The organism is Oricola indica (assembly GCF_019966595.1).
GTDB lineage: Bacteria > Pseudomonadota > Alphaproteobacteria > Rhizobiales > Rhizobiaceae > Oricola > Oricola indica.
This window is the reverse complement of record NZ_JAINFJ010000016.1, coordinates 39,997-59,831: the sequence shown is the minus strand read 5'-3', so window position 1 is coordinate 59,831 and position 19,835 is coordinate 39,997. Positions and strand designations below refer to the sequence as shown.

The 19,835-nt window shown below is 59.6% G+C and carries 24 protein-coding genes, 1 tRNA gene and 1 riboswitch; of the genes, 11 read left to right on the top strand and 14 right to left on the bottom strand.

Annotated elements, in window-relative coordinates:
- Positions 1-241 (top strand): hypothetical protein (locus LC343_RS23080; RefSeq protein WP_223479524.1); only part of this gene is annotated, 241 nt, incomplete at its 5' end.
- 358 nt (positions 242-599) lie between these two features.
- Here the strand turns inward: LC343_RS23080 and LC343_RS23075 are convergent.
- From LC343_RS23075 to LC343_RS23045, 7 genes are all read right to left on the bottom strand, one after another.
- Positions 600-1,712, bottom strand: coding sequence for a flavin-containing monooxygenase (locus LC343_RS23075; RefSeq protein WP_024706425.1), 1,113 nt, complete (start codon positions 1,710-1,712; stop codon positions 600-602).
- Positions 1,709-2,173, bottom strand: coding sequence for a signal peptidase II (gene lspA, locus LC343_RS23070; protein ID WP_223479523.1), 465 nt, complete (start codon positions 2,171-2,173; stop codon positions 1,709-1,711). Before lspA ends, LC343_RS23075 begins: the two co-directional genes overlap by 4 nt.
- Positions 2,174-2,198: 25 nt before the next feature.
- The gene (locus LC343_RS23065; protein ID WP_009452630.1) at positions 2,199-2,942 is read right to left on the bottom strand and encodes a cytochrome c biogenesis CcdA family protein; all 744 of its coding nucleotides are present in this window, start codon (positions 2,940-2,942) and stop codon (positions 2,199-2,201) included.
- Entirely contained in the window at positions 2,942-3,562 is a 621-nt protein-coding gene (locus LC343_RS23060; protein ID WP_009452629.1) for an SCO family protein, read from the bottom strand. The genes LC343_RS23065 and LC343_RS23060 overlap by 1 nt, the downstream gene beginning before the upstream one ends.
- On the bottom strand, positions 3,559-4,062 hold the full coding sequence (locus LC343_RS23055; protein ID WP_009452628.1) for a copper chaperone PCu(A)C: 504 nt from the start codon (positions 4,060-4,062) through the stop codon (positions 3,559-3,561). Before LC343_RS23055 ends, LC343_RS23060 begins: the two co-directional genes overlap by 4 nt.
- The gene (locus tag LC343_RS23050) at positions 4,055-4,672 is read right to left on the bottom strand and encodes a cation efflux transmembrane domain-containing protein (RefSeq protein WP_018065776.1); all 618 of its coding nucleotides are present in this window, start codon (positions 4,670-4,672) and stop codon (positions 4,055-4,057) included. The genes LC343_RS23055 and LC343_RS23050 overlap by 8 nt, the downstream gene beginning before the upstream one ends.
- A 66-nt stretch (positions 4,673-4,738) precedes the next feature.
- Entirely contained in the window at positions 4,739-6,871 is a 2,133-nt protein-coding gene (locus LC343_RS23045) for a heavy metal translocating P-type ATPase (protein WP_040673348.1), read from the bottom strand.
- A gap of 185 nt (positions 6,872-7,056) precedes the next feature.
- On the opposite strand from LC343_RS23045, the gene LC343_RS23040 reads away from it, so the two are divergent.
- The 3 genes from LC343_RS23040 (at position 7,057) to LC343_RS23030 (ending at position 8,664) form a co-directional block, all read left to right on the top strand.
- On the top strand, positions 7,057-7,533 hold the full coding sequence (locus LC343_RS23040; RefSeq protein WP_009452625.1) for a disulfide bond formation protein B: 477 nt from the start codon (positions 7,057-7,059) through the stop codon (positions 7,531-7,533).
- On the top strand, positions 7,530-8,189 hold the full coding sequence (locus tag LC343_RS23035; RefSeq protein ID WP_028793180.1) for a DsbA family protein: 660 nt from the start codon (positions 7,530-7,532) through the stop codon (positions 8,187-8,189). The genes LC343_RS23040 and LC343_RS23035 overlap by 4 nt, the downstream gene beginning before the upstream one ends.
- A gap of 70 nt (positions 8,190-8,259) precedes the next feature.
- Entirely contained in the window at positions 8,260-8,664 is a 405-nt protein-coding gene (locus LC343_RS23030) for a MerR family transcriptional regulator (RefSeq protein WP_009452623.1), read from the top strand.
- A 142-nt stretch (positions 8,665-8,806) separates the two neighbouring features.
- On the opposite strand, the gene LC343_RS23025 is transcribed toward LC343_RS23030, so the two are convergent.
- A complete protein-coding gene (locus LC343_RS23025) occupies positions 8,807-9,406 on the bottom strand; it encodes a recombinase family protein (RefSeq protein ID WP_009452622.1) in 600 nt (199 codons plus the stop codon).
- Positions 9,407-9,535: 129 nt separating this feature from the next.
- Between LC343_RS23025 and LC343_RS23020 the strand changes: the two genes are divergently transcribed.
- The 6 genes from LC343_RS23020 to LC343_RS23000 all read left to right on the top strand — a co-directional run bounded on the left by LC343_RS23020 (position 9,536) and on the right by LC343_RS23000 (position 14,478).
- Positions 9,536-12,322: a Tn3 family transposase gene (locus LC343_RS23020; protein ID WP_428982651.1), complete on the top strand. Its 2,787-nt coding sequence runs from the start codon at positions 9,536-9,538 to the stop codon at positions 12,320-12,322.
- Entirely contained in the window at positions 12,228-12,500 is a 273-nt protein-coding gene (locus LC343_RS25040; protein ID WP_428982652.1) for a Tn3 family transposase, read from the top strand. Before LC343_RS23020 ends, LC343_RS25040 begins: the two co-directional genes overlap by 95 nt.
- Positions 12,481-12,942, top strand: coding sequence for a cytochrome c (locus tag LC343_RS23015; RefSeq protein WP_223479522.1), 462 nt, complete (start codon positions 12,481-12,483; stop codon positions 12,940-12,942). Before LC343_RS25040 ends, LC343_RS23015 begins: the two co-directional genes overlap by 20 nt.
- Positions 12,943-12,945: 3 nt before the next feature.
- A complete protein-coding gene (locus LC343_RS23010; RefSeq protein ID WP_223479521.1) occupies positions 12,946-13,848 on the top strand; it encodes a c-type cytochrome in 903 nt (300 codons plus the stop codon).
- 41 nt (positions 13,849-13,889) lie between these two features.
- Positions 13,890-14,018 carry a multicopper oxidase domain-containing protein gene (locus LC343_RS23005; protein ID WP_338018609.1) on the top strand — a complete coding sequence of 43 codons (129 nt, stop codon included), beginning with the start codon at positions 13,890-13,892 and terminating at the stop codon, positions 14,016-14,018.
- 82 nt (positions 14,019-14,100) lie between these two features.
- A complete protein-coding gene (locus LC343_RS23000; RefSeq protein ID WP_338018607.1) occupies positions 14,101-14,478 on the top strand; it encodes a DUF411 domain-containing protein in 378 nt (125 codons plus the stop codon).
- Positions 14,479-14,603: 125 nt separating this feature from the next.
- Here the strand turns inward: LC343_RS23000 and LC343_RS22995 are convergent, their stop codons facing one another.
- Entirely contained in the window at positions 14,604-15,065 is a 462-nt protein-coding gene (locus tag LC343_RS22995; RefSeq protein ID WP_223479520.1) for a hypothetical protein, read from the bottom strand.
- A 270-nt stretch (positions 15,066-15,335) separates the two neighbouring features.
- Between LC343_RS22995 and LC343_RS22990 the strand changes: the two genes are divergently transcribed.
- Positions 15,336-15,412: transfer RNA gene (locus LC343_RS22990), tRNA-Thr, on the top strand.
- A 20-nt stretch (positions 15,413-15,432) separates the two neighbouring features.
- Here the strand turns inward: LC343_RS22990 and LC343_RS22985 are convergent.
- The 5 genes from LC343_RS22985 to LC343_RS22965 all read right to left on the bottom strand — a co-directional run bounded on the left by LC343_RS22985 (position 15,433) and on the right by LC343_RS22965 (position 19,833).
- The gene (locus tag LC343_RS22985; RefSeq protein ID WP_223479519.1) at positions 15,433-15,948 is read right to left on the bottom strand and encodes a cytochrome b; all 516 of its coding nucleotides are present in this window, start codon (positions 15,946-15,948) and stop codon (positions 15,433-15,435) included.
- A 1-nt stretch (position 15,949) separates the two neighbouring features.
- On the bottom strand, positions 15,950-16,624 hold the full coding sequence (locus LC343_RS22980) for a CbtA family protein (protein WP_223479518.1): 675 nt from the start codon (positions 16,622-16,624) through the stop codon (positions 15,950-15,952).
- A 15-nt stretch (positions 16,625-16,639) separates the two neighbouring features.
- Positions 16,640-16,816, bottom strand: coding sequence for a CbtB domain-containing protein (locus LC343_RS22975; protein ID WP_223479517.1), 177 nt, complete (start codon positions 16,814-16,816; stop codon positions 16,640-16,642).
- A gap of 38 nt (positions 16,817-16,854) precedes the next feature.
- Positions 16,855-17,084: riboswitch (cobalamin riboswitch) on the bottom strand.
- Positions 17,085-17,161: 77 nt separating this feature from the next.
- Positions 17,162-19,387, bottom strand: coding sequence for a copper-transporting P-type ATPase (locus tag LC343_RS22970; protein ID WP_223479516.1), 2,226 nt, complete (start codon positions 19,385-19,387; stop codon positions 17,162-17,164).
- Positions 19,388-19,407: 20 nt separating this feature from the next.
- The gene (locus LC343_RS22965) at positions 19,408-19,833 is read right to left on the bottom strand and encodes a c-type cytochrome (protein WP_223479528.1); all 426 of its coding nucleotides are present in this window, start codon (positions 19,831-19,833) and stop codon (positions 19,408-19,410) included.
- Between the last annotated feature and the right edge of the window lie 2 nt (positions 19,834-19,835).

Genomic DNA, 19,835 nt, shown 5'->3' with positions numbered 1-19,835 from the left:
ATACTTGTTCGTCGTCTTGCTCATGATGCTCCATCCTACTCAGGAGTTGGAGCCTCCGGCAAACCCGGGGCGGTTCAATCATCGCGAAAAATCGACTGTAACTCATCTTCACCTCCGTATTTGCGGATGCCACATCAATGACGTTCCAGCGCTGGAAGGTTTCACCGTTCCCTCAAATTTTTCACGCAACGACGAAAAACGGTTTCTATCCTGGAGAAATAAGCCCATTCTCCCCGATTAATTCAGATATGACCAAATGTAGCCTCAATCTGATCGTTCATCGGAACTGAAATCCATTTTGGTTGGTTGACCGTCTGAGCATCAAAGACGGCCAACTAGAAGTGGCATCTGAAGAGGATCAGGGTTTCCTGTGACACCCCAAAAGGCTAAATTCCGATGATGAATGATGCCACCGTCATTGGATTTCCATGCAGGTTGCACCTGGCCCCTGTGCATTATTGGGACATAGATTCACGGTAGGAACCTGCTGGACGGTACCAACGCGGTCGGGCAACAAGCGACGCCATCCGGGACGTCCCTGAGGCAGGTCATTGCTTCTGAAACCAGACGCTGCAGGTGGCCGACGTCACCGCGACCTATCATACCGGCACGTCGCGACCGGAGCAGAATTTCGCGCATGCGGCGACAACTGCGGAAGCATCTTCACCAGCGCCCATCACGAAGGCTGAAGCACGATTTCGCTGCCACGGACGTCCTAGATGAAAAAGGCCCGGTACGGGAGAAAGGCTGCCTTCTTGCAGAATGCTTCCGTTGGAACGGGTACTGCCTGGAATCTGGAGCCATGCGCTATCGTCTCGATATCCGATGCACCAGATGACGGAATCGATCACCCGTTTCGATCCATCGGCAAAGAATGCGAGGCGGTCTTGTGAAGAGACTAAGCGTTTCGCGACGGCTACGCCCCTTCGTTCCAAGTCGTCAAGGCTCCGATCCCTGTCAGGAAAGGGGTCCGCGCGCCGCATCACGCGTCCTATCGTCGATTCGGGCCTTGCTCTCATCAAGCCCAATGTGTGCAGCCACCACCATGTACTCTGGCCCAGAATGCGCTCGGGAAACAGACGGCGGCTGCGTCCAGCCGCAAGCACCACTTCATGGGTCAAAGCCAGCTCGGCTGCGATGTCGCGTCCGCTTGCTCCATCTCCGACAATAAGGACCATGCCAAGCGGGAGATCACTGGGATTGTGATAACTTTCCGGTGTTAGTTGCTTGACTGCGCTGTCGAAGCCGGCAGCAATCGTTGGGATTATCGGTTTCTGAAACGCACCCGTCGCGACGATCACTGCCTTCGCTACTATGTACCTGCCATCGTCGAGTTGCGCGGCGAACCGCTCATCGGCCCGGCGTTCGAGCCGAGCCACACCATTTCCGGAATGCACCGGTAGGTCGAAATGGCTGGCGTAGGTTTCGAGATAATTCGCAAACTCGTCTCGCGTTGGATAGCCTTCTGGGTCCCCATCGAGCGCAAGACCAGGCAGCGAACTAAATGCGCGCGGAGTGAACAGGGTCAGGGAATCGTAGCGATGGCGCCAACTGTCGCCGACGCGGGCATGGCGATCGACGATTTGGAATGAAAGCTCTGGTCGGGCAAGATAATAGCCGGCTGCGAGTCCCGCTTGACCCGCGCCGATCACTAGAACGTCTATTTCCTCCGAACCATGGCTCACGGATAGCTGGCGAGGGCTTCTGTTCATGCAGCCTTTGCTTTGCCTTTTACCAGAATGCTCTCCATCAGCAAAAGCCCTACCCCACAGACAATCGCCACGTCGGCAAGATTGAAGGCGGGCCAATGATAGCTGCCGATGTAAAAATCCAGGAAATCCGTCACGGCACCCTGCCGGAGCCGGTCGAGCAGATTGCCGAGCGCCCCCCCAACCACGAGCCCGAGGGCGGATGCCGTCAGGCGGCTGTCGCTTCGATGGATCCAGATAAGGAGGCCGGCGACTATAGCGAGCGGGAACGCCATCAGGAGCCAAACCGGCGCCTGGCCGAACAATCCGAAGCTCACGCCGGTGTTAAAGCCGAGCACGAGATTAAAGAAGCCGGTGACGGGAATGATCTGAGGTGGATTCATAACATGGTCCATGACCCACCACTTCGTCGCCTGATCAATGAAAAACCCGCCAAGGGCGAGTGGAAGGCCGAGCCTGAGCATGTCCGAATGTCCTTTAAACTCCGGCTTAGCCGATCCGACCGAGGGCCGGGAACGTCTGGAGCAGCCATATTGCAAAGCTAGAGAGATGGCCGGTGATCATGGCGATGCCCATCACCACCATCACCCCACCAGCGACGATTTTGAGCACCCGGCCGGTGCGGCGCATCGACATCATCCGCGCCATGAACCCGCGCATGAATAAAGCCGCCAAGATGAAAGGGAGGCCAAGGCCCAGGGAATAGACGGCGAGCAGCGTCGTTCCGCTTGCAACCGTGGCGTTGGCAGCGGAGAGGGTCAGAATCGCACCTAGCACTGGTCCGATGCAGGGAGTCCAGCCGAACGCAAAAGCGAGACCCAGGAGATAAGCGGCCCCAGCGCTTCCGCTGCCCGGATTGGCATGGAACCGGGCTTCACGATTGAGCCAGGGCATTGGTACGAGGCCGGTCGTGAATAGGCCGAAGACGATAACGATCCCTCCGCCAATCAGGTTCGCTTCGAAAAGATACATGCGCAAGAGCCGGCTCAACACGGTGGCGCTGGCCCCAAGGATGACAAACACGGTCGTGAAGCCGAGCACGAAGCAGAGGCTGAGGCCGAGAGTTCGGCCCGCTGCCCTGAATTCTGTATCGGCCGCAATTCCGTCCGGGCTAATCGTGCGGCCTGCAACGTAGGAAATATAGCCCGGCACCAGCGGCAGAACGCAGGGCGACAGGAAGGATATAACGCCAGCGGCGAAAGCCGTCGCCATTCCGATACTGGAGAACTCCATCAGCCAATCTCGCCCACTAGACGGCGGAGCTTCTGCAAGCGAATCTCACGCGGCTCGTGCATGTCGAGCGTGCCGACGAATTGGCTCTCGGCATCCATCATGTAGACGCCTGCGGTGTGATCCATCGTGTATTCGCCCCCCTCCAGAGGCACTTTTCGCGCGTAGGCCGCAAAGGCCTTCACCACGGCGTCCGTTTCCTGTCGATTTCCCCGCAATGCGAGGATGCGATCATCAAAGGCTGTCATGTATTGAGCCAGCAGCTCTTGGCTGTCTCGTTCGGGATCGACGGTGAAGAACAGTACGTTGAACTGGTCGGCCACCGGCCCGAGCTCGTTCATGAGATCGCTGAGTTCGTAGAGCGTCGTCGGACACACATCGGGACAATGGGTGAAGCCGAAGAAGGCGAGATAAGGCTTTCCAGCAAGCGCGGCATTGTCGATCGTCCCGCCTTGATGCGATGTGAGCTGGAACGGGCCGCCGATAGCTGCGATGCCTGTCGAAGACGCGACCGCCGCATTTTGCTGCTGCCAAGGCTTGGACACTGACAAGCCGATGAAAAGCCCACCGACAGCGGCGACGGCAACCCATGCAACAAGACGGAAAAGTTTGACGCCGCTCATTGGACAGCCTCTCCGTGCCCGTCATGTTCGTTCGCAAATTCCGGACGAGCACCCATGTTCTGCACAGCGAACTCAACGTCGATGGTACCGGCCTGCTCGAACACCAGTGTTGCGGCAAACCGCTCCCCTTCCTTCAAAGGACGCGATGGCTTCAAAAACATGATGTGTATACCGCCAGGTTGAAGTTCGACCGTCTTGCCAGCCCCAATTTCGATGCCATTTTGCACCGGCCTCATGCTGGCAACCCCGTCGATCACGGTCGACTCGTGGATTTCCGCCCGTTCTGACAGAGGTGATGAGATCGAAACCAGACGGTCGGCCATACCGCCATCGTTCGTTAGCGTCAGATAGCCGCCGGCTACCGGCGCGACCGGCGGAGTCGCGCGCGACCACGGATGATTGATGGTGATCGAACCGGCTTGGAAGTCGTGACCAACGGCAGGAGAGATCAATACCGCAAGGGTAAGGAAGGCGGCGGATAGGGCTCGTGAACTAATCATGTTGATTAACTTTCTCTCCAGCTTCCCCGGCCTTTTCAAGAATTTCCAAGCCGCTTCTGACAACGACAACAACCACGCCCAGGCCGATGATCAGATCCGGGTAGGGCGAATTGAAAAGGATTACGGCCAGACCCGAAAGCGCGATGGCTGAGTTCACGAGCATGTCGTTTGTCGTGAAAATCCATGAGGCTTGCAGATGCACGCCGCCTTCCCGATGAGAATTCAGGAACCACATGCAGATCATATTCGTAAGCGCGCTCGCGATTGCCACGGCAATCATGACCGGCCCTATCGGATCGGAGCCAGTGAAGAAGCGACGACCGACTTCAAATAGAAGAAGACCAGCGAAAACCATCAGAAGGATACCCGACAGCCGGGCAACTCGAACCTTCGCCGCCAAACCGCGACCTACGACGAAAAGGCTAATAGCGTAGACACCGGCATCGCCAAGATTATCGAGTGCAGAGCCCATCAATCCTGTTGACTGAGCCCACCACCCTAATCCCCCCACAATGGCTGCCTGGGCCGTATTGATCGCAAGCACCCATGCGAGCGCCCATTGTTCGCTCTTCTCGGATGAAGTGGCACTGCCCTTGGACTGATTACTCATAAATTACACCTCGGCTTTCTTGGCGAGAAGTGGAAGCCGCGACCTGCCTTCGCGCACTGCTTGGGCTCATTTGTCGCGGGTGCCGCGCCAGGTCAGCAGGCGCAGCGCATTGGCTGTAACGAGGACCGTAGCGCCCGTATCGGCGAGAATCGCCATCCAGAGCGTGGTAATGCCGAATAGAGTCGTCACGAGGAAGACGGCCTTCAGACCAAGCGCTATGGCGATATTTTGCCAAATATTGCCGAGTGTCGCCTGTGACAACCCGATGAGATCGGCAACACCCGTCACCCGGTTTCTGAGCAGCGCGGCATCTGCGGTCTCCAGAGCAACGTCGGTGCCTGCACCCATGGCAACGCCAACGGAAGCGGCTGCGAGCGCCGGCGCGTCATTGATACCGTCTCCCACCATGGCGATCGGGCCATTAGCTTTGAGGCGACCGATCTCGGCGAGCTTGGCGTCGGGCAACAATTCGGCGCTTGCCTCAAGGCCAAGATGGGCCGCAATGGCGTCGGCCGTGCGCTTGTTGTCGCCGGTCAGCATCAGTGGCCGCACACCTCGATCTGTCAGCCGCTTCACACCTTCGATAGCGTCGTCGCGCGGTTCGTCGCGCAACGCGATCAATCCCTCGATGGTCTTGCCCTTTATAAGCACGACGACCGTCTTGCCCTGGCTCTCCAGTGTGGTGATCGTCTCGGCAATGTTCTCTTCGAGGGCAGCCTGTTCGGCGGCATGACGGGGAGACCCGACCGAAGCGAAGCCGTCCTTCAACCGCGCTGTGACCGCTTTGCCGGGTGTGGCAACGCCGCCCCCGAAGGTGACGGGCAGTTCGAGCCCCCGCACTTTTGCCGCCTCCACGATTGCAACCCCGAGAGGATGGCTGGTGCTGCGCTCGACGGCCGCTGCAATGGCAAGGACGGCGTTCTCGTCCCCATTGATCGGCACAATGTCCGTCACCTGGGGATGGCCACGCGTCAGCGTTCCTGTCTTGTCGAAGGCAACAGTTACGACCTTACCGAGTATTTCCAGTGCCGCGCCCCCCTTAATCAGCAATCCCTGACGCGCGCCGGCGGCAAGACCCGAGGCAATAGCCGCCGGCGTGGAAATCACGAGCGCGCAGGGGCAAGCAATCAGCAACGTCGCAAGACCCCGATATACCCATGTCATCCAGTCACCGCCGAAGGCGAGCGGCGGCACCACGACGATCAGAGCCGCGACGACCATAGCGCCAGGCGTATACCAGCGGCTGAAACGGTCGATCATACGCGCCGTCGGGGCCTTTGATTCCTGAGCTTCCTCGACCATGTGGATGATGCGGGCAATGGTATTGTCGGCCGCGACATGACTGATCGACACTCGCAACTCGCCATTTGCATTGATGCTGCCGGCATAGACGTTTGCGCCGGCTTCTTTAAGCACGGGCATGGATTCGCCTGTCACGGGCGCCTCATCGACCTCAGATGCACCATCAATCACCGTGCCGTCAGACGGCACACGGTCCCCAGGCCGAACAACGACGACATCACCAATAGCCAACTCTTCGGCAGCGACCTGCTCAATGACACCATCACGCTCGCGGAACGCGACCCGGGGCACGAGATCGATCAGCGCTTCAATGCCTGCCCGCGCACGGCCTGCCGCCACGGTTTCAAGCAGCTCGCCCACTGCGAACAGGAAGATCACGACAGCAGCTTCTTCGGCCTCGCCGATGGCGACCGCGCCGAGTGCCGCGACCGTCATCAACGTCTCGATGGTGAAGGGTGAGCCGGACATCGCACCGGCGACCGCCCGCCGCGCGAACGGGATAACGCTGATCAGGGCCGCACCTGAATAGAGCCATTGCTCCCAATCCGGCAGGATACGCGCAATGGCGAAGGCAAGCATGAACAGTGCGCCGGTCAGCAGTACAAGCCGACCCTTGCTGCCTTTCCACCACGCCTCTGTGATGCGCTTCCGAGGCGGCCCCCCCTTCGTCTCAGCCTGCTCGATCACTGGCGTGTACCCGAGCGCTCGGATCTTTTGCTCAATAGTGCCGAGGGCCGTCCGGTCTTCATCGAGTTGCAATGCTAGCGTCTCGTTGGCGTAGCTGACATTGATGTCGCTAACGCCCGGCAGGCGTTGCATCGCCGTCTCGATTTTCAATGCGCACGAGGCGCAGTCCATGCCTTCTATACGCAGTCTGTAAGGGCTCGCTGCCGCCATGGTGTCACCTCGATGGTTTAATGTGACACCGCAGATAGACCCTGTAGCAACTATAGGGTCAAGAGTGGACTTCGTTTATTTGATTTCGCGCTGCGATCCACGTGCAAATTCGCGGTACAACTTCATTAAGGAGCCTTGACCCTGTAGTGGGTACAGGGTGCAGAAATAGTTGAATGCAAAGGTAAATGGAGCGAAGCGAAACGATGGCGAAAGGGAGTGCTATGACCACCGGGGCGGGCACGACTGCAAATACCTGGGCGTTCGTCTTCTCGGCATGGCTCATTGCGCTTGCCGCCTCGCTCAGCGCTCTCTTCATTGGTGAGGTCATGGGACAGACGCCGTGCAATCTGTGCTGGCATCAGCGCGCTTTCATGTTTCCGCTGGCGGTCATTCTGGCTGTCGCTAGCTTTCGAGGTGATGCCAGCGTTTCCCGGTACGGACTTCCACTGGCTGCCCTAGGTGCCGCCATCGCTGCATTCCACTCCCTCCTTTATGCGAGGATCCTTCCAGCAGCCATCGAGCCTTGTACACAAGACGGCCCGTCATGTTCTGGCGTCGAGATGACGGTCCTTGGCATTTTGCCGCTCCCTTACCTATCGCTCGCCGCCTTTGGGAGCATCGCTCTTCTTCTCGTTCTCGCGCACCGGAGACGTTCAACATGACCAGACGGTCCATCGTACTTCTCACTGGCCTTGTCGCACTGATTGTCTTTGCAGGCGGTGCCTTTATCTACGACCGGTACGGCGGCCTCTCGGCACAGCCCGTTGCACCGGCGCAAGGTGATGCGTTGGTCAGGGCGCATTCACCCGTAATCGGCCCAGCGGATGCGCCGGTGACGATCGTGGAATTCTTTGATCCGTCCTGCGAGGCGTGCCGAGCTTTCTATCCAGCCGTTAAGCAGATCATGGCGAATTTCCCTGCCGAGACGCGCCTGGTCATCCGATACGCGCCCTTCCATGACGGATCTGACGAAGCCGTCAGGATTCTGGAAACAGCCCGTCTTCAGGACAGATACGAACCGATACTGGAAGCCCTGCTGGCGCGACAGCCGGAATGGGCCGTGCATGGTGCACCCGATCTCGAGAAAGCCTGGGAAATCGTGGCGGCGGCTGGGTTGGATGTTGAGCAGGCACGGCGTGAGATGTCCTCGGCCGAGATTGACGCCGTTCTTGAGCAGGATATGGCCGATGTTCAGAGCAATAATGTGCGCCAGACACCGACCTTTTTCGTGAATGGCAGGCCGCTGGAATCCTTCGGACCGCAGCAACTCCACGACCTGGTGCGTGAAGAGGTGGAGAGCGCCAGAGCGGCGCACTAGGCGAGCCATCGAGATCGACAAACGTCCAAATAGAACCTACATGACCCTGTATACGCTATAGGGTCATAAAATGAACTCTTCAATTCTGACGATCGGTCATCTTGCAAGGCAAACCGGTACCAAGGTCGAAACGATCCGCTTTTACGAGAAGAACGGTCTACTGCCCGAGCCCTCGCGTACCGAAGGCAATTATCGGGCGTACGAGCCAGACCATCTGAACCGGCTGAGCTTTATCCGCCGGGCACGTGACCTGGGCTTCTCGCTCGACCAGATCAGAGCGCTTCTCACGCTATCCGACAATCGCGGACAATCCTGCGCAGCAGTTGATGCCATCGCTAGCGAACATCGTGCAGAGGTCGAAAAGAAGATCACTGATCTCATGGCGCTCAAGGCCGAACTCGACAGAATGATCGACCAGTGCGAGTGCGGCATCGTCGACGATTGCCGGATCATTGAAACCCTGTCGCCGAAATGATCGGAGGTCCATGCAGCTTTGCCGACGATCCATGTCTTGATCGACTGCAATTGGTAGGTCGTTCGACATCTTCCGCTTGGAAGGGTTGGCTGCTGAAAGCGGCCTTTCCGCTTTCCACCCCATGGAGGTCATCGGATCCAAGTCATGCCAAGGCCTCATGGGCTTCCCGCTGACGATATTCGGCAACGATTCTTGAGACGGTTGGCTCGCTCACGTCATAGAGCCGCGCCATCTCGGCGCCGGACTTGCGCCCCGCAACAACGGATTCGGCGATCTCACGCCGTTTCTTATCGTCAAGTTTGCGCCGCCGACCACCGAGCCGCCCTTCCAACCGCGCCTGCGCTAGCCCTGCGCTAGTCCGCTCGCGGATCATGGCGCGCTCGAACTCGGCGAATGAGCCGACCATCTGCATCATCATGCGGCCTGCCGGTGTCGTCGTGTCGATCGCTTCGGTCAGCGACCGGAAGCCGGCCCCCGCCGCTTCGATCTTTTCCATCAAGTGCAGCAGGTCTTTCAGGCTTCGCGAAAGCCGGTCGAGCTTCCAGACAACAACGACATCGCCATCCCGTAGCTGGCCGATCATCTCCTGGAGCCTCGGCCGGTCCCATCGCCCGCCGCTGGCGGATTCTTCGAAGACGCGTTTACAACCCGCTGCCGTCAGCGCGCGCAACTGTGCTGCGTTCGACTGGTCGTCCCCCTTCGACACGCGAGCATAGCCGATCAAATAAGGTGCGGTGCTCAATTCGATCCTTTCACAAACGGCCGTCTACGGAAGCAGGATGACCATGACCGCAAATCAAGGCTCAATGCCTTTCACAATCCTCTTGCAAAACTGTATCAAAAGGCAAGTGATTTTTGAAAGGGATAACCGATGCCAGCACGCATTTACATGACCGGCCCTCAGCGCGACGCTTTGTTGGCGCTGCCCGAAGACGAGACGACGGTCGTCCGCCATCACAGTCTGGACGTAAACGACCTAGCTGCCATCAACAGCGCCCGCACGCCTGAGACCCGGCTTGGCTATGCTTTGCAGCTTTGCTGTCTGCGTTATCCGGGGAGGCATCTCCGACGCGGCGAATTGCTGCCCGCTGTCATGCTCGACCATATCGCTGAGCAGATCGGGATCGATGCAGAAGTGATCGGCGGTTTCGCACGACGGACGCCCACACGCTACGATCAGCTTCTCGCGATCAAGGCGCGTTTCGGGTTCACCGACCTCACCAAGCCGATGCGCGCAACGCTTCGAGCGTGGCTGGAAGCCGAAGCTGTCGGCCTGACCAACGGACGCGTCTTGTTGGGCAACTTCCTCGACGAACTGCGCTTCCGTAAGATAGTCATTTCCGGAATCACCGTGGTCGAGCGCATGGCCGCCGAAGCGATGCACGCGGCCGAAAACCGGATCATCGCCGACATCGACAATCGTCTCGATCCGGCCACCCATAGCCGACTTGACGCGCTTATCGCCGAGAAAACGCACGATAGGCAAAGCCGATTTTCCTGGCTACGGGAACCCACCCCGCGCGTCGCCTCTGCCTCGCTCGTCGGTATTCTTGACAAGATCGCACTGGTTCGCGGCATCAGGACGCCCGCCATCGATAGACGATACGAACCCCGAATGGAGCAATTTGCGCGCGAAGGGGTCCGCTACACCGCGCAGGCATTCCAGCAGATGGGGTCGGCGCGGCGGCATGTTATTCTTGTGGCGACGCTGCGCGAGTTTGAGGCCACGCTGACTGACACAGCTATCGGTATGTTCGACTCGCTCATCGGGCGAGCGCATCTGCGTGCCCGCAAACGCCTTGAACAGACGGTTGCCGCTTCTGCCGACCAGGGCCGCGACCGATTAATCCGTGTCGCCGACGTGCTTGAGGCGGTCAGCAAAGCCGCACGCGCCGGCGGCGATATTGCAGCAGCGGTCGCAGCGGTCGCCTCGCTCGATACGATCGATGCCGACGCTGCTCTTCTCCGGCGAACCACGAGGCCGGGACGAGATAATGCCATCAGTGAAATCGGGCCAGAATATCGGACGTTCAAGCGGGCGGGGCCGCGCTTCCTGAAAGCGTTCACGTTCGAGGGTCGCAAGGGTACCGCGCCGCTCCGTGCAGCGATGGCGATCCTGGCCGAACTCGATGGCGACTGGCGCACGGCGCTCCCTGATGGCTTGCCGCTCGGGCATATCGAGCGGCGATGGCAGCGCTATGTCGTCACGGACGACAAGATCGACCGAACCCATTGGGAGCTGGCGACCTATTCCGCGTTGGCTGGAGCACTGGCGGCGGGCGACATCTGGGTGCCAACCTCCCGACTGCACCGCTCTCTGGAAACGCTGCTTTCACCGAGTACGGATCCGGTCCCGGCACAGGTCTCCGATATTCCTGATCCTCATGTGTGGCTCGATGCCCGCGCGGCCGAACTGGATACTGCGCTGCTCAAGGTATCAGGGGGGCTGACCAGCGGCGATCCCGCGCTGTTTTCCGGTGACCGACTGCGGTTTCCGAAAGAGCCGAAAACCGATCTTGCCGAACGCGACGATGGCAGACAGTTCGTCCGGACCTGCTACAATCTCGTGCCGACGACGCGCATCACCGATGTTTTGTCTCAGGTCGAACGTTGGACCGGTTTCACCAGCCATTTCGGTCATGTCTCGACCGGGTTGCCGCCCAGCGATGAACGATCCTTTCTCGCAGCTATGATTGCGGAAGCGACGAACCTCGGCCTGTCACGGATGGCTGAGGTCTGCGGCGTGGCATCGCGGCGCACGCTCCTGCGCATGCAGACGTGGCACATGCGTGAAGAGACGTTTCGCGCCGCGCTCGGCTGTCTGACCGACGCCATACAGGCCGAACCAATGGCGGCCTGGTTCGGTGAGGGCTGGCGCGCCTCTGCCGATGGGCAGGCTTATTATCTTGGTGGCGCCGGGGAGGCTGGCGGTCAGGTCAACGCGCATTACGGCCGCGACCCGATCGTCAAAATCTACACCACCATCACCGACCGCTACGCACCGCTCCATCAAACCGTGATCGCGGGCACTGCCGGCGAAGCGATCCATGCCCTCGACGGCATTCTCGGCCACGAAAGCAACGCCAACCTTTCCGCGCTGCACGTCGATGGCGGCGGCGTCTCCGATATCGTGTTTGCGGTCATGGACCTGCTCGGGCTTGATTTTGAGCCACGTATTCCGCGCCTCTCCGATCGCCGCCTCTATTCCTTCGAGCCGCCCAAGCGTTACGGACGCCTCGCGCCGCTGTTCGGGAACAGGCTCAACCGCGATCTGATCGTCAATCACTGGCCCGACATTCATCGCGTCATTAGGGCGATGCGCGACCGAACCATCACCCCATCGCTGATCCTGAAAAAGCTCTCAGCCTACCGGCAACAAAACAGCCTTGCCGCTGCCCTTCGCGAGGTCGGCCGTATCGAGCGCACACTCTTCACATTGCGATGGTTCAAGGATCCGGCGCTTCGCCAGCTTGTCACGGGTGAACTCAATAAGGGGCGAAGCGCGAAACAGTCTGGCGCGCGCGGTTGCGTTCCACCGGCTCGGCCGCTTCCGGGATCGCGGTATCGAAAATCAGCAAATGCGAGCGGCAGCACTCAATCTCGTCACCGCCGCAATCATCCTGTTCAACTGCCGCTATCTCGACCGCGCCGTGAGTGAACTTGGAAGTCGCGGAGTGAAAATTGATCCCGCTCTACTCTCGCAGCTTTCACCTTTGGGCTGGGACCGGATCAACCTCACCGGCGATTATGTCTGGTCAGACGGCATTGAACTCGATGCCGACGGACTCATGCCCCTTCGAATCCCCGATAGCTACCGTGAATCTATGTCCCGATAATGCACAGAGGCCATATAACGCTGATGCCGTCCGCGACGGCGCGGAGACGATCCGCCGCCACGCCGGCGAGGCGCTGACCGGCCTGTTCCCGGAAGGAAGCGGCGGCGAACCCTCCGAGGCCAAGGCGGAAGTCTGGTCAAACTGGGACGAGTTCTCCGCGCTGGCGGCGCAACTCGAAACCCTATCGGAAGGCCTAGGCCTGGCCGCGGATAACGGTTTAATGTCCGGAAGCGGAGGACAAGCGCAGGGCGGCATGATGGGTGGCGGAACCGGCATGATGGGTTCGGCCAACACCATGATGGGTGGCACAGCGCCGATGATGGGCCGGGGCGGCAGTTTCGACGCCGCCGCGCTCGCCGCAATGCCTGCGGACGGAGTGTTCAATATGATCGCGCAGTCCTGTTCGGCCTGCCACACCAAGTTCCGGCTCGAAAAGAACTGAGCCATGCGACGGATAGCCAAACTTGGAGCGCTCGCCGCCGTCCTTGCGGCGGCGGGCGCGGCCTCGCTTCACGCCTGGCCGATCGGCCGACCGGTCGCGCTAGAATCGATCGCGGGCGACGCGGCGCGCGGCGCGTATCTTGCGCGGATGTCGGGATGCATCGCCTGCCACACCAACGCGGAAAACGGAGGCGCGCCGCTGGCCGGCGGCGTGAAACTGCCGACGGATTTCGGCACGTTCCACTCGCCCAACCTCACCACCGACACCGTAAACGGGATAGGCGGCTGGTCGATCCAGGAATTCTCCAAGGCCGTCCGGCAGGGCGTCTCGCCGGACGGCGAACCCTACTACCCGGCTTTCCCCTACCCGTTCTATTCGCGGTTCTCCGACCAGGACATCGCCGATTTGTGGGCGGCGTTCCAAACGGTGCCTGCGGTCTCGGAATCCGCGCCTGGACAGGATCTCCGATTTCCGTTCAACTTCCGCCCGGCTCTGAAAGCCTGGCGGGCGATGTTCCTCGATACCGGGCCGCTCGAACCGCGCGAAGACAAGAGCGAGGCATGGAACCGGGGCCGCTTCATCGTACGCGGACCGGCGCATTGCGGAGCCTGTCACACGCCGCGCAATCTGCTGGGCGCTAGGCAGGCCGAGTTCGCCTTGCACGGGGCTGAGGGCTTGCCCGACGGCGGAAAGTCGCCGCCGATCACCAAGGCAAAGCTCGAAGAACGGGGTTGGACTGTCAGCAGTCTTGCCTACGCATTGCGCAGCGGCATCACCCCGGGCGGTGATGTCTTCGGCGGCTCGATGGGCGAGGTGGTGCGCGACGGAACGGCCTTCCTCTCCGATGACGACCTGCGTGCCATCGCGATCTATCTTCTCGACAAGGACGGGCCCAATGATCCCTAACCGACGCGAATTACTGCAGCAGGCGTTCGGCACAGCCGCGTATTTCGGTCTCGCTCGTCGCCGACAATCCCGGCAAGTGGCTCTATCATTGCCACATGCTGGAACATGCGGCCGCGGGCATGAACACCTGGTTTGAGGTCGGCCAGGGGGAAGAACCGCCGGCCCTCTGAACGGCGGTTCCTGCCGCGGGCTTCACTGCCGCGTGAAGCCCGCGGTCTGGTTTTCCAGGAAGGTTTTTGCTACCGAAATTCCATGCGTAAGATGCTCGCCGCACTCGCCGTTTTCGCCTATTCTCTGGCTCTTCTGCCAGGAGGATCTGTAGTGAAAATCCACGACATCGAAGACCTGTCAGCGATCAAGAAACAGGCGGGCGTGAGCGCCGAACTCGAGGCGTGCCACACCGCAGTGCTGGATGCCGGGCGGAAATACGTCGTCGAAGGGCACGTGCCACTAGAGGCCTTGGCCAAACTGGTCAGCACAGCCCCGGACATTCGCGGCATCGCAACGCCCGGAATGCCGGCTGGTTCACTCGGCATGGGAGACGATCCGAATGCGCGCTACGATGTTCTTGCCTTTTTCGGTACTGCAGCGGAAAGCCCGGCTGTTTTCTATGAAGCGGGAAAACCATGAGCAGCACGGCATAGACCATTCTGGTGCCCCAGCGTTTCAACGCCGGTGTAGGCAAGCCTCACAAGGCTTGCCTACACCGGCGCCCGTTCTCCCATTTTCCTTGGAAAGGTGTGCACACAAGGAGATTACTGACTCAGGGGCGCGCTGCGATTCGGCAACTGCCTTGCCGTGAACCAGAGCACGAGCGGCGGTATCACCAACCATTGGAGGAGCGGGCTCAGGCCGGTTCCAAAGGGCGGAACGAGCGGCATCAGGTCCGAATAGGTCCAGCGCATGCTGATCTGCGTGTAGTGGAATTCGAAACCAACCGTTAGAGTGATGCCAACGACCATGTAAACCAGCATATGCAGGGGCCTCGGCGCGACGAGCCAGTATCGCGACCGCGCCAGAGCGCTGGTGGCCCAGAAGGCCGTTAGCGCGAAGCCAACATCGCCGAAGGTCGCGGAGGTGCAGAGCTTAACGCCCTCCCAATGCGGCAAATCCGCCATGCCTGCATAGGTGGGCGCCTGCAAATATTCCCAGACGAAATGTAGGAGGAAGGAAAAGACCGCCACTCCGAATTCAGGCTGGTTCGCAATGCTGCGCATTTACAGTCTCCCTTGTCGATCGAGGAGCAGCACATAAACGTTCCAGTGCCGGAAAGGTCAATGAAAGCGAGTCCCTTGTTTGGCTAGACGCGGTTTCCGTCGCTCTGGTCTCGATTGAGCTCTTCACGGCTGACCCCAGCTCGCTTGTCAAACCTTGGCACGCTGAAGGGTGCCTAACTGATCGCGCAGCACTCTGCGCGCCTGTGAACCGCTAGTTTCTGAATGAAAACGGTTTATTCACGATTGGATACGAGGATTGACGCGGCGTCAGCCCTCGTAGCTCAATTTGGTAGAGCACCCGAATTGTAATCGGGAAGATGGAGGTTCGAATCCGACCGAGGGCCCCAAAAGCTTTGACCAACCGCAATTATCGAAACCGCGGGATCATCCGCCGGAGCACTCCGTCGCCGCGTATCAGATGATAGACGGCCGCGGCGATGTGGACAGACGCAAGTATCAGAATGACATCCCAGAGATACGCATGGAAAACCCTCGCGGGGCCCCAGAGATATGTCGTTACAAAGCCTGTAGCGGCTTGGAAAAACACTGCAAAATAGAGCCCACCGTGAACGATCGATGCCAGGCGTTCCGTCAACCGCGGCCGAATTTGCGGCCGCCGACGGTAGCTCGCATATGCCAACATGCGCCGAAGCGCCATGACTATGCCAATAACAATGCCGGCATAGATGTGAAGCGCGTGCTGCAAGAGATCGGCATCTGACGGCGGAAGAAGAGGATTGTGGGTTCGAGGGATTGCGCGCGACGTGTACCATTGCTCAAAAATCAGGATTACCACCAGCCAGTGCAGCAGGATCTGCAAGAGCGAATAAGGGCGCTTGGGCCTTTTCTCATTACAAGGGTCGGACAAGAGCTTACTCGGCATTCTAACCTGGCTCACTCGATCGGCCCTCGATCACGCGCGAGAGAAGCTGTCCAAGAACCGCGCCAAGAAACAGCCAGAACAGAGCCGAGGTGACGACGGTCGCGATGGCAAACTCTGCCGCGAGTTCTGCCGGAACGGCTGATTCACCTGCTGGGTTCTGCGGCGCACCGTATACGTGAGGTGCCACAATAAGCATTACGCCCGCTCCCATCCAGGAAACCGAATCCTTGAACGCGAAAATCAGTAGGCCTCCTCCAGTGAGCAAGACCGTGGCGATCCACCAGGCCTGTCTTGCGGTCAGATCGCCAGACGCCATACCGGGCAATTCAGGCGGAAGACCGAAGTTTGGGGCGAGAACGAAAACCGCGAACCCGCCCGCCCCCCAAAGCGCGCCATGCCGGAGCGACACCGGTTGGTCTAATATCAGAATGATAGCCGTCAAAATCAGTGCGAATGCAACACCGGTCACGAGATTCGAGAGCAACGTAAAAAACGTCCGCTGCAACCCTTCTTCGGGCGCCCAGACTTCGTCCTCGGTCTCAGCGTGTGACACCCCCTCTTCATAAGCTTCGGCTTGGAGGATCAACGGGATAACCCGCACTGATTGCGCCGCAGTCGCGAACACACCAGCGAGCAATCCCGCGACAAGCGCGGCCAGAATTACCCGGGTCAACATCTACGTCGTGGCGCCTTAGTGGCAGGGCGCGACGATTGCGTGGCGCGTGTCGTGGGCGCCGTTGTGCAGTGCGTCCGAATGAGCAAACGCAGCGAGATAAAGCAACGCCATGCCAAATATTGCAGCGAACAGCGCAGTCGTCAGACGTGCTGATGCCGAAACCGGCAGCGAAACAGATTGTGTTGCGAGCATGACAACCTCCGTGTTGCTCATTCAGTAACTTGAACGTCTCTCCGTCCGTTCACATGGCAGGTCTCCTGGCTCATGGCGGTTTTCCGGCGCTATCGCCTTCCCGGATGTCTCCAGTGGCGCTCCCGTTTTCGGGAGTTATGGCGCCGCGCCATTCTACAGTCGCGGGGTCGGCTGTGATTTGGATGCCCGGTCTGGGTCCACCCGTCACATTCCCTTTTCATCCCGCTTCGCGCTCGGCATCGCGGGAACCGTGTGAACAATTACCCTGACGTCACGCCGAAACCGAGTCAATAACGACAAGCTTGGCCGCGACCGATTTCCGACAAGACCAGGACAACGACTCCGTCAGGATCTCAAATCCAGTTGCCGCAGTCTGAGCGAATTGACGACAACAGAGATCGAAGAAGCGCTCATCGCGAAGGCGGCGAACATCGGACTAATCAGGATGCCGAAGAACGGGAAGAGAACGCCTGCAGCTACCGGAACGCCCAACGTATTGTAGATCAGGGCGAAAAACAGGTTCTGCCGTATGTTGCGCATGGTCCCGTGGGCCAGACGGCGGGCCCTGACGATCCCGTCGAGATTTCCTTTGACCAAGGTAAATCCAGCGCTTTCGATCGCGACATCGGCGCCGGTTCCCATCGCAATTCCCACGTCGGCCTGAGCCAGAGCCGGAGCGTCGTTCACGCCGTCGCCGGCCATCGCGACCTTGCGACCCTGCTGCTGCAATTCCTGGATGATGCGCGCCTTGTCTTCGGGAAGCACGTCGGCGCGGATCTCGTCAATGCCCAGGCGCGCAGCAACGGCTTTCGCCGTTCGTTCGTTATCTCCGGTCGCCATGATGATGCGGAATCCAAGTTCATGCAGAGCCTTCAGCGCGTCGGGGGTTGTTTCTTTTACCGGATCGGCGACGCATACGAGTCCGGCGACGCCATTGTCGACGACGACGAACATGACCGTCTCGCCTTCATCGCGGCGGCCATTGGCTTTTTCGGTCAAGTCCCCCGCCTCCAGGCCAAGCTCGCGGATCATCGCGAGATTGCCGAGCGCCACGGCTCTGCCATCCACTGTACCCTTGACGCCTTTGCCGGTAACGGCCTCGAAGTCGCCGGCCGCGGCCATCTCCACGCCTCGCTCTTCGGCTCCCCTTACGATGGCTTCGGCGAGCGGGTGTTCCGAACCCCGTTCAAGGGACGCCGCCAGACGCAGCACTTCGGTCTCGTCATGGCCGTTCTCCGCCAGGACCGCCACCAATCGCGGCTTGCCTTCGGTCAACGTGCCTGTCTTGTCGACGATTAGCGTATCAACTTTCTCGAACCTCTCGAGCGCCTCCGCATTCTTTATGAGCACGCCTGCTTGAGCTCCGCGTCCCGTTGCCGTCATGATCGACATTGGGGTGGCGAGACCGAGGGCGCAGGGACAGGCTATGATCAGTACCGCGACCGCGGCGATGAGCGCATATGAAAGGGCGGGTTCCGGGCCCCAAAACGCCCAGCCCAGGAAAGCAAGTACAGCGATAGCGATCACCGCCGGCACGAAATAGCCGGATACCTTGTCGGCATATTTCTGGATTGGCGCCCGGGACCGTTGTGCGTTGGCGACCATTTCGACGATCTGGCTCAGCATCGTGTCGGCGCCGACGCGTGTAGCTTCCATAATAAGGCTGCCAGTGCCGTTGATGGTTGCGCCCGTCACTGGATCGCCTGAAACTTTCTCGACCGGAACGGGTTCGCCGGTGATCATGCTTTCGTCGATCGATGAACGACCATCGACCACCACGCCATCCACGGGAACCTTGTCGCCGGGACGCACGCGAATGCGGTCGCCAACCCCAACATGTTCGAGCGGAATTTCCTCTTCCGTGCCGTCGTCGCGTATCACGCGGGCCGTCTTTGCCGCCATATCGAGGAGTGCCCGGATCGCCTTGCCGGTACCCTCACGAGCGCGCAGTTCCATCACCTGCCCGAGGAGCACCAAGGTGACGATGACGGCTGCGGCTTCGAAATAAACGCCCACATGACCTTCTGGATCTCGGAAGCCATCGGGGAAAATACCTGGAAACAGCACGGCGACGACACTGAATGTCCATGCCGCCATGACGCCCATCGCGATCAGACTAAACATGTTCAGATTCATCGTGCGGAAGGAGTTCCAGCCGCGGACAAGGAACGGCCAACCCGACCAGAGAACGACCGGCGTGCCGAGCACAAGTTCGATCCACAAGGTTGCTCGTTCTCCGAAGATCTCCCGAACGCCGGAAAGACCGACGAAGGGACCCATGGTCAGGATCAGGAGAGGAATACTCAGGACCGCGCCAATCCATAAGCGCCGAGTGAAATCGACAAGTTCGGGATTCGGCCCCTCTTCAACCATAGTTGCCGATTCCAGTTCCAGCCCCATGCCGCATATCGGGCAAGATCCGGAATGCGTCCGGCGCACTTGAGGGTGCATTGGGCAGGTATAGACGGGTCCGCTATATCCAGCCGGAACTTCGTCATACTGGCCTTGGCCGGCCGAAGAGGTGCCTTCGGCGTCCGCCGTGTGATAATGGTGCTCGTGCTGGGAGGTCATCGCAATCGCTCCTTGTCGTGTCACATGTTGTGCGGTTTGAACGTTATACCGTTGGCGACCTGCAACTCGCGAACATATTGGACGATCTTCGCCACCTCGTCCGGCGTGACCTGCTCCTGCTTCGGCATATTGCCGTATGGCCAGTGATGCTGGACCACACCATTCATGGCTGCCAGATAGAACGCATCATCCGAGTGATGTCCCGGATTGTAAATGTCGTGGATCAGCGGAGGCCCTTTGTCCGTTCCGGATGCACGATCGCCATGGCAACTGGCACAGTTGTTGTTGAAGAGTATCTGACCAACGCTTGCTTCACTCGACAGTTCCGGCATCGATACGGCCACAATCGCTGTTTCGGGTTCACCCCGGAAAAATTTCGAGAGTAGGACGGCCGCTCCGAGCGCAAAGAATCCGAGAACAAATATCTTCGGGAGGTTCAATTTCATTT

Bases quoted from the DNA above. Each gene is read 5' to 3' on its own strand.
- LC343_RS23065 (WP_009452630.1), bottom strand. From the start codon at position 2,942: ATGGAGTTCTCCAGTATCGGAATGGCGACGGCTTTCGCCGCTGGCGTT.
- LC343_RS23000 (WP_338018607.1), top strand. From the start codon at position 14,101: ATGCGTAAGATGCTCGCCGCACTCGCCGTTTTCGCCTATTCTCTGGCT.
- LC343_RS22995 (WP_223479520.1), bottom strand. From the start codon at position 15,065: ATGCGCAGCATTGCGAACCAGCCTGAATTCGGAGTGGCGGTCTTTTCC.
- LC343_RS23030 (WP_009452623.1), top strand. From the start codon at position 8,260: ATGAACTCTTCAATTCTGACGATCGGTCATCTTGCAAGGCAAACCGGT.
- LC343_RS22975 (WP_223479517.1), bottom strand. From the start codon at position 16,816: ATGCTCGCAACACAATCTGTTTCGCTGCCGGTTTCGGCATCAGCACGT.
- LC343_RS23060 (WP_009452629.1), bottom strand. From the start codon at position 3,562: ATGAGCGGCGTCAAACTTTTCCGTCTTGTTGCATGGGTTGCCGTCGCC.
- LC343_RS23020 (WP_428982651.1), top strand. From the start codon at position 9,536: ATGCCAGCACGCATTTACATGACCGGCCCTCAGCGCGACGCTTTGTTG.
- LC343_RS22980 (WP_223479518.1), bottom strand. From the start codon at position 16,624: ATGTTGACCCGGGTAATTCTGGCCGCGCTTGTCGCGGGATTGCTCGCT.
- LC343_RS23010 (WP_223479521.1), top strand. From the start codon at position 12,946: ATGCGACGGATAGCCAAACTTGGAGCGCTCGCCGCCGTCCTTGCGGCG.
- LC343_RS22970 (WP_223479516.1), bottom strand. From the start codon at position 19,387: ATGACCTCCCAGCACGAGCACCATTATCACACGGCGGACGCCGAAGGC.
- LC343_RS23045 (WP_040673348.1), bottom strand. From the start codon at position 6,871: ATGGCGGCAGCGAGCCCTTACAGACTGCGTATAGAAGGCATGGACTGC.
- LC343_RS23055 (WP_009452628.1), bottom strand. From the start codon at position 4,062: ATGATTAGTTCACGAGCCCTATCCGCCGCCTTCCTTACCCTTGCGGTA.
- LC343_RS23035 (WP_028793180.1), top strand. From the start codon at position 7,530: ATGACCAGACGGTCCATCGTACTTCTCACTGGCCTTGTCGCACTGATT.
- LC343_RS23050 (WP_018065776.1), bottom strand. From the start codon at position 4,672: ATGAGTAATCAGTCCAAGGGCAGTGCCACTTCATCCGAGAAGAGCGAA.
- LC343_RS23075 (WP_024706425.1), bottom strand. From the start codon at position 1,712: ATGAACAGAAGCCCTCGCCAGCTATCCGTGAGCCATGGTTCGGAGGAA.
- LC343_RS22965 (WP_223479528.1), bottom strand. From the start codon at position 19,833: ATGAAATTGAACCTCCCGAAGATATTTGTTCTCGGATTCTTTGCGCTC.
- LC343_RS22985 (WP_223479519.1), bottom strand. From the start codon at position 15,948: ATGCCGAGTAAGCTCTTGTCCGACCCTTGTAATGAGAAAAGGCCCAAG.
- LC343_RS23040 (WP_009452625.1), top strand. From the start codon at position 7,057: ATGGAGCGAAGCGAAACGATGGCGAAAGGGAGTGCTATGACCACCGGG.
- lspA (WP_223479523.1), bottom strand. From the start codon at position 2,173: ATGCTCAGGCTCGGCCTTCCACTCGCCCTTGGCGGGTTTTTCATTGAT.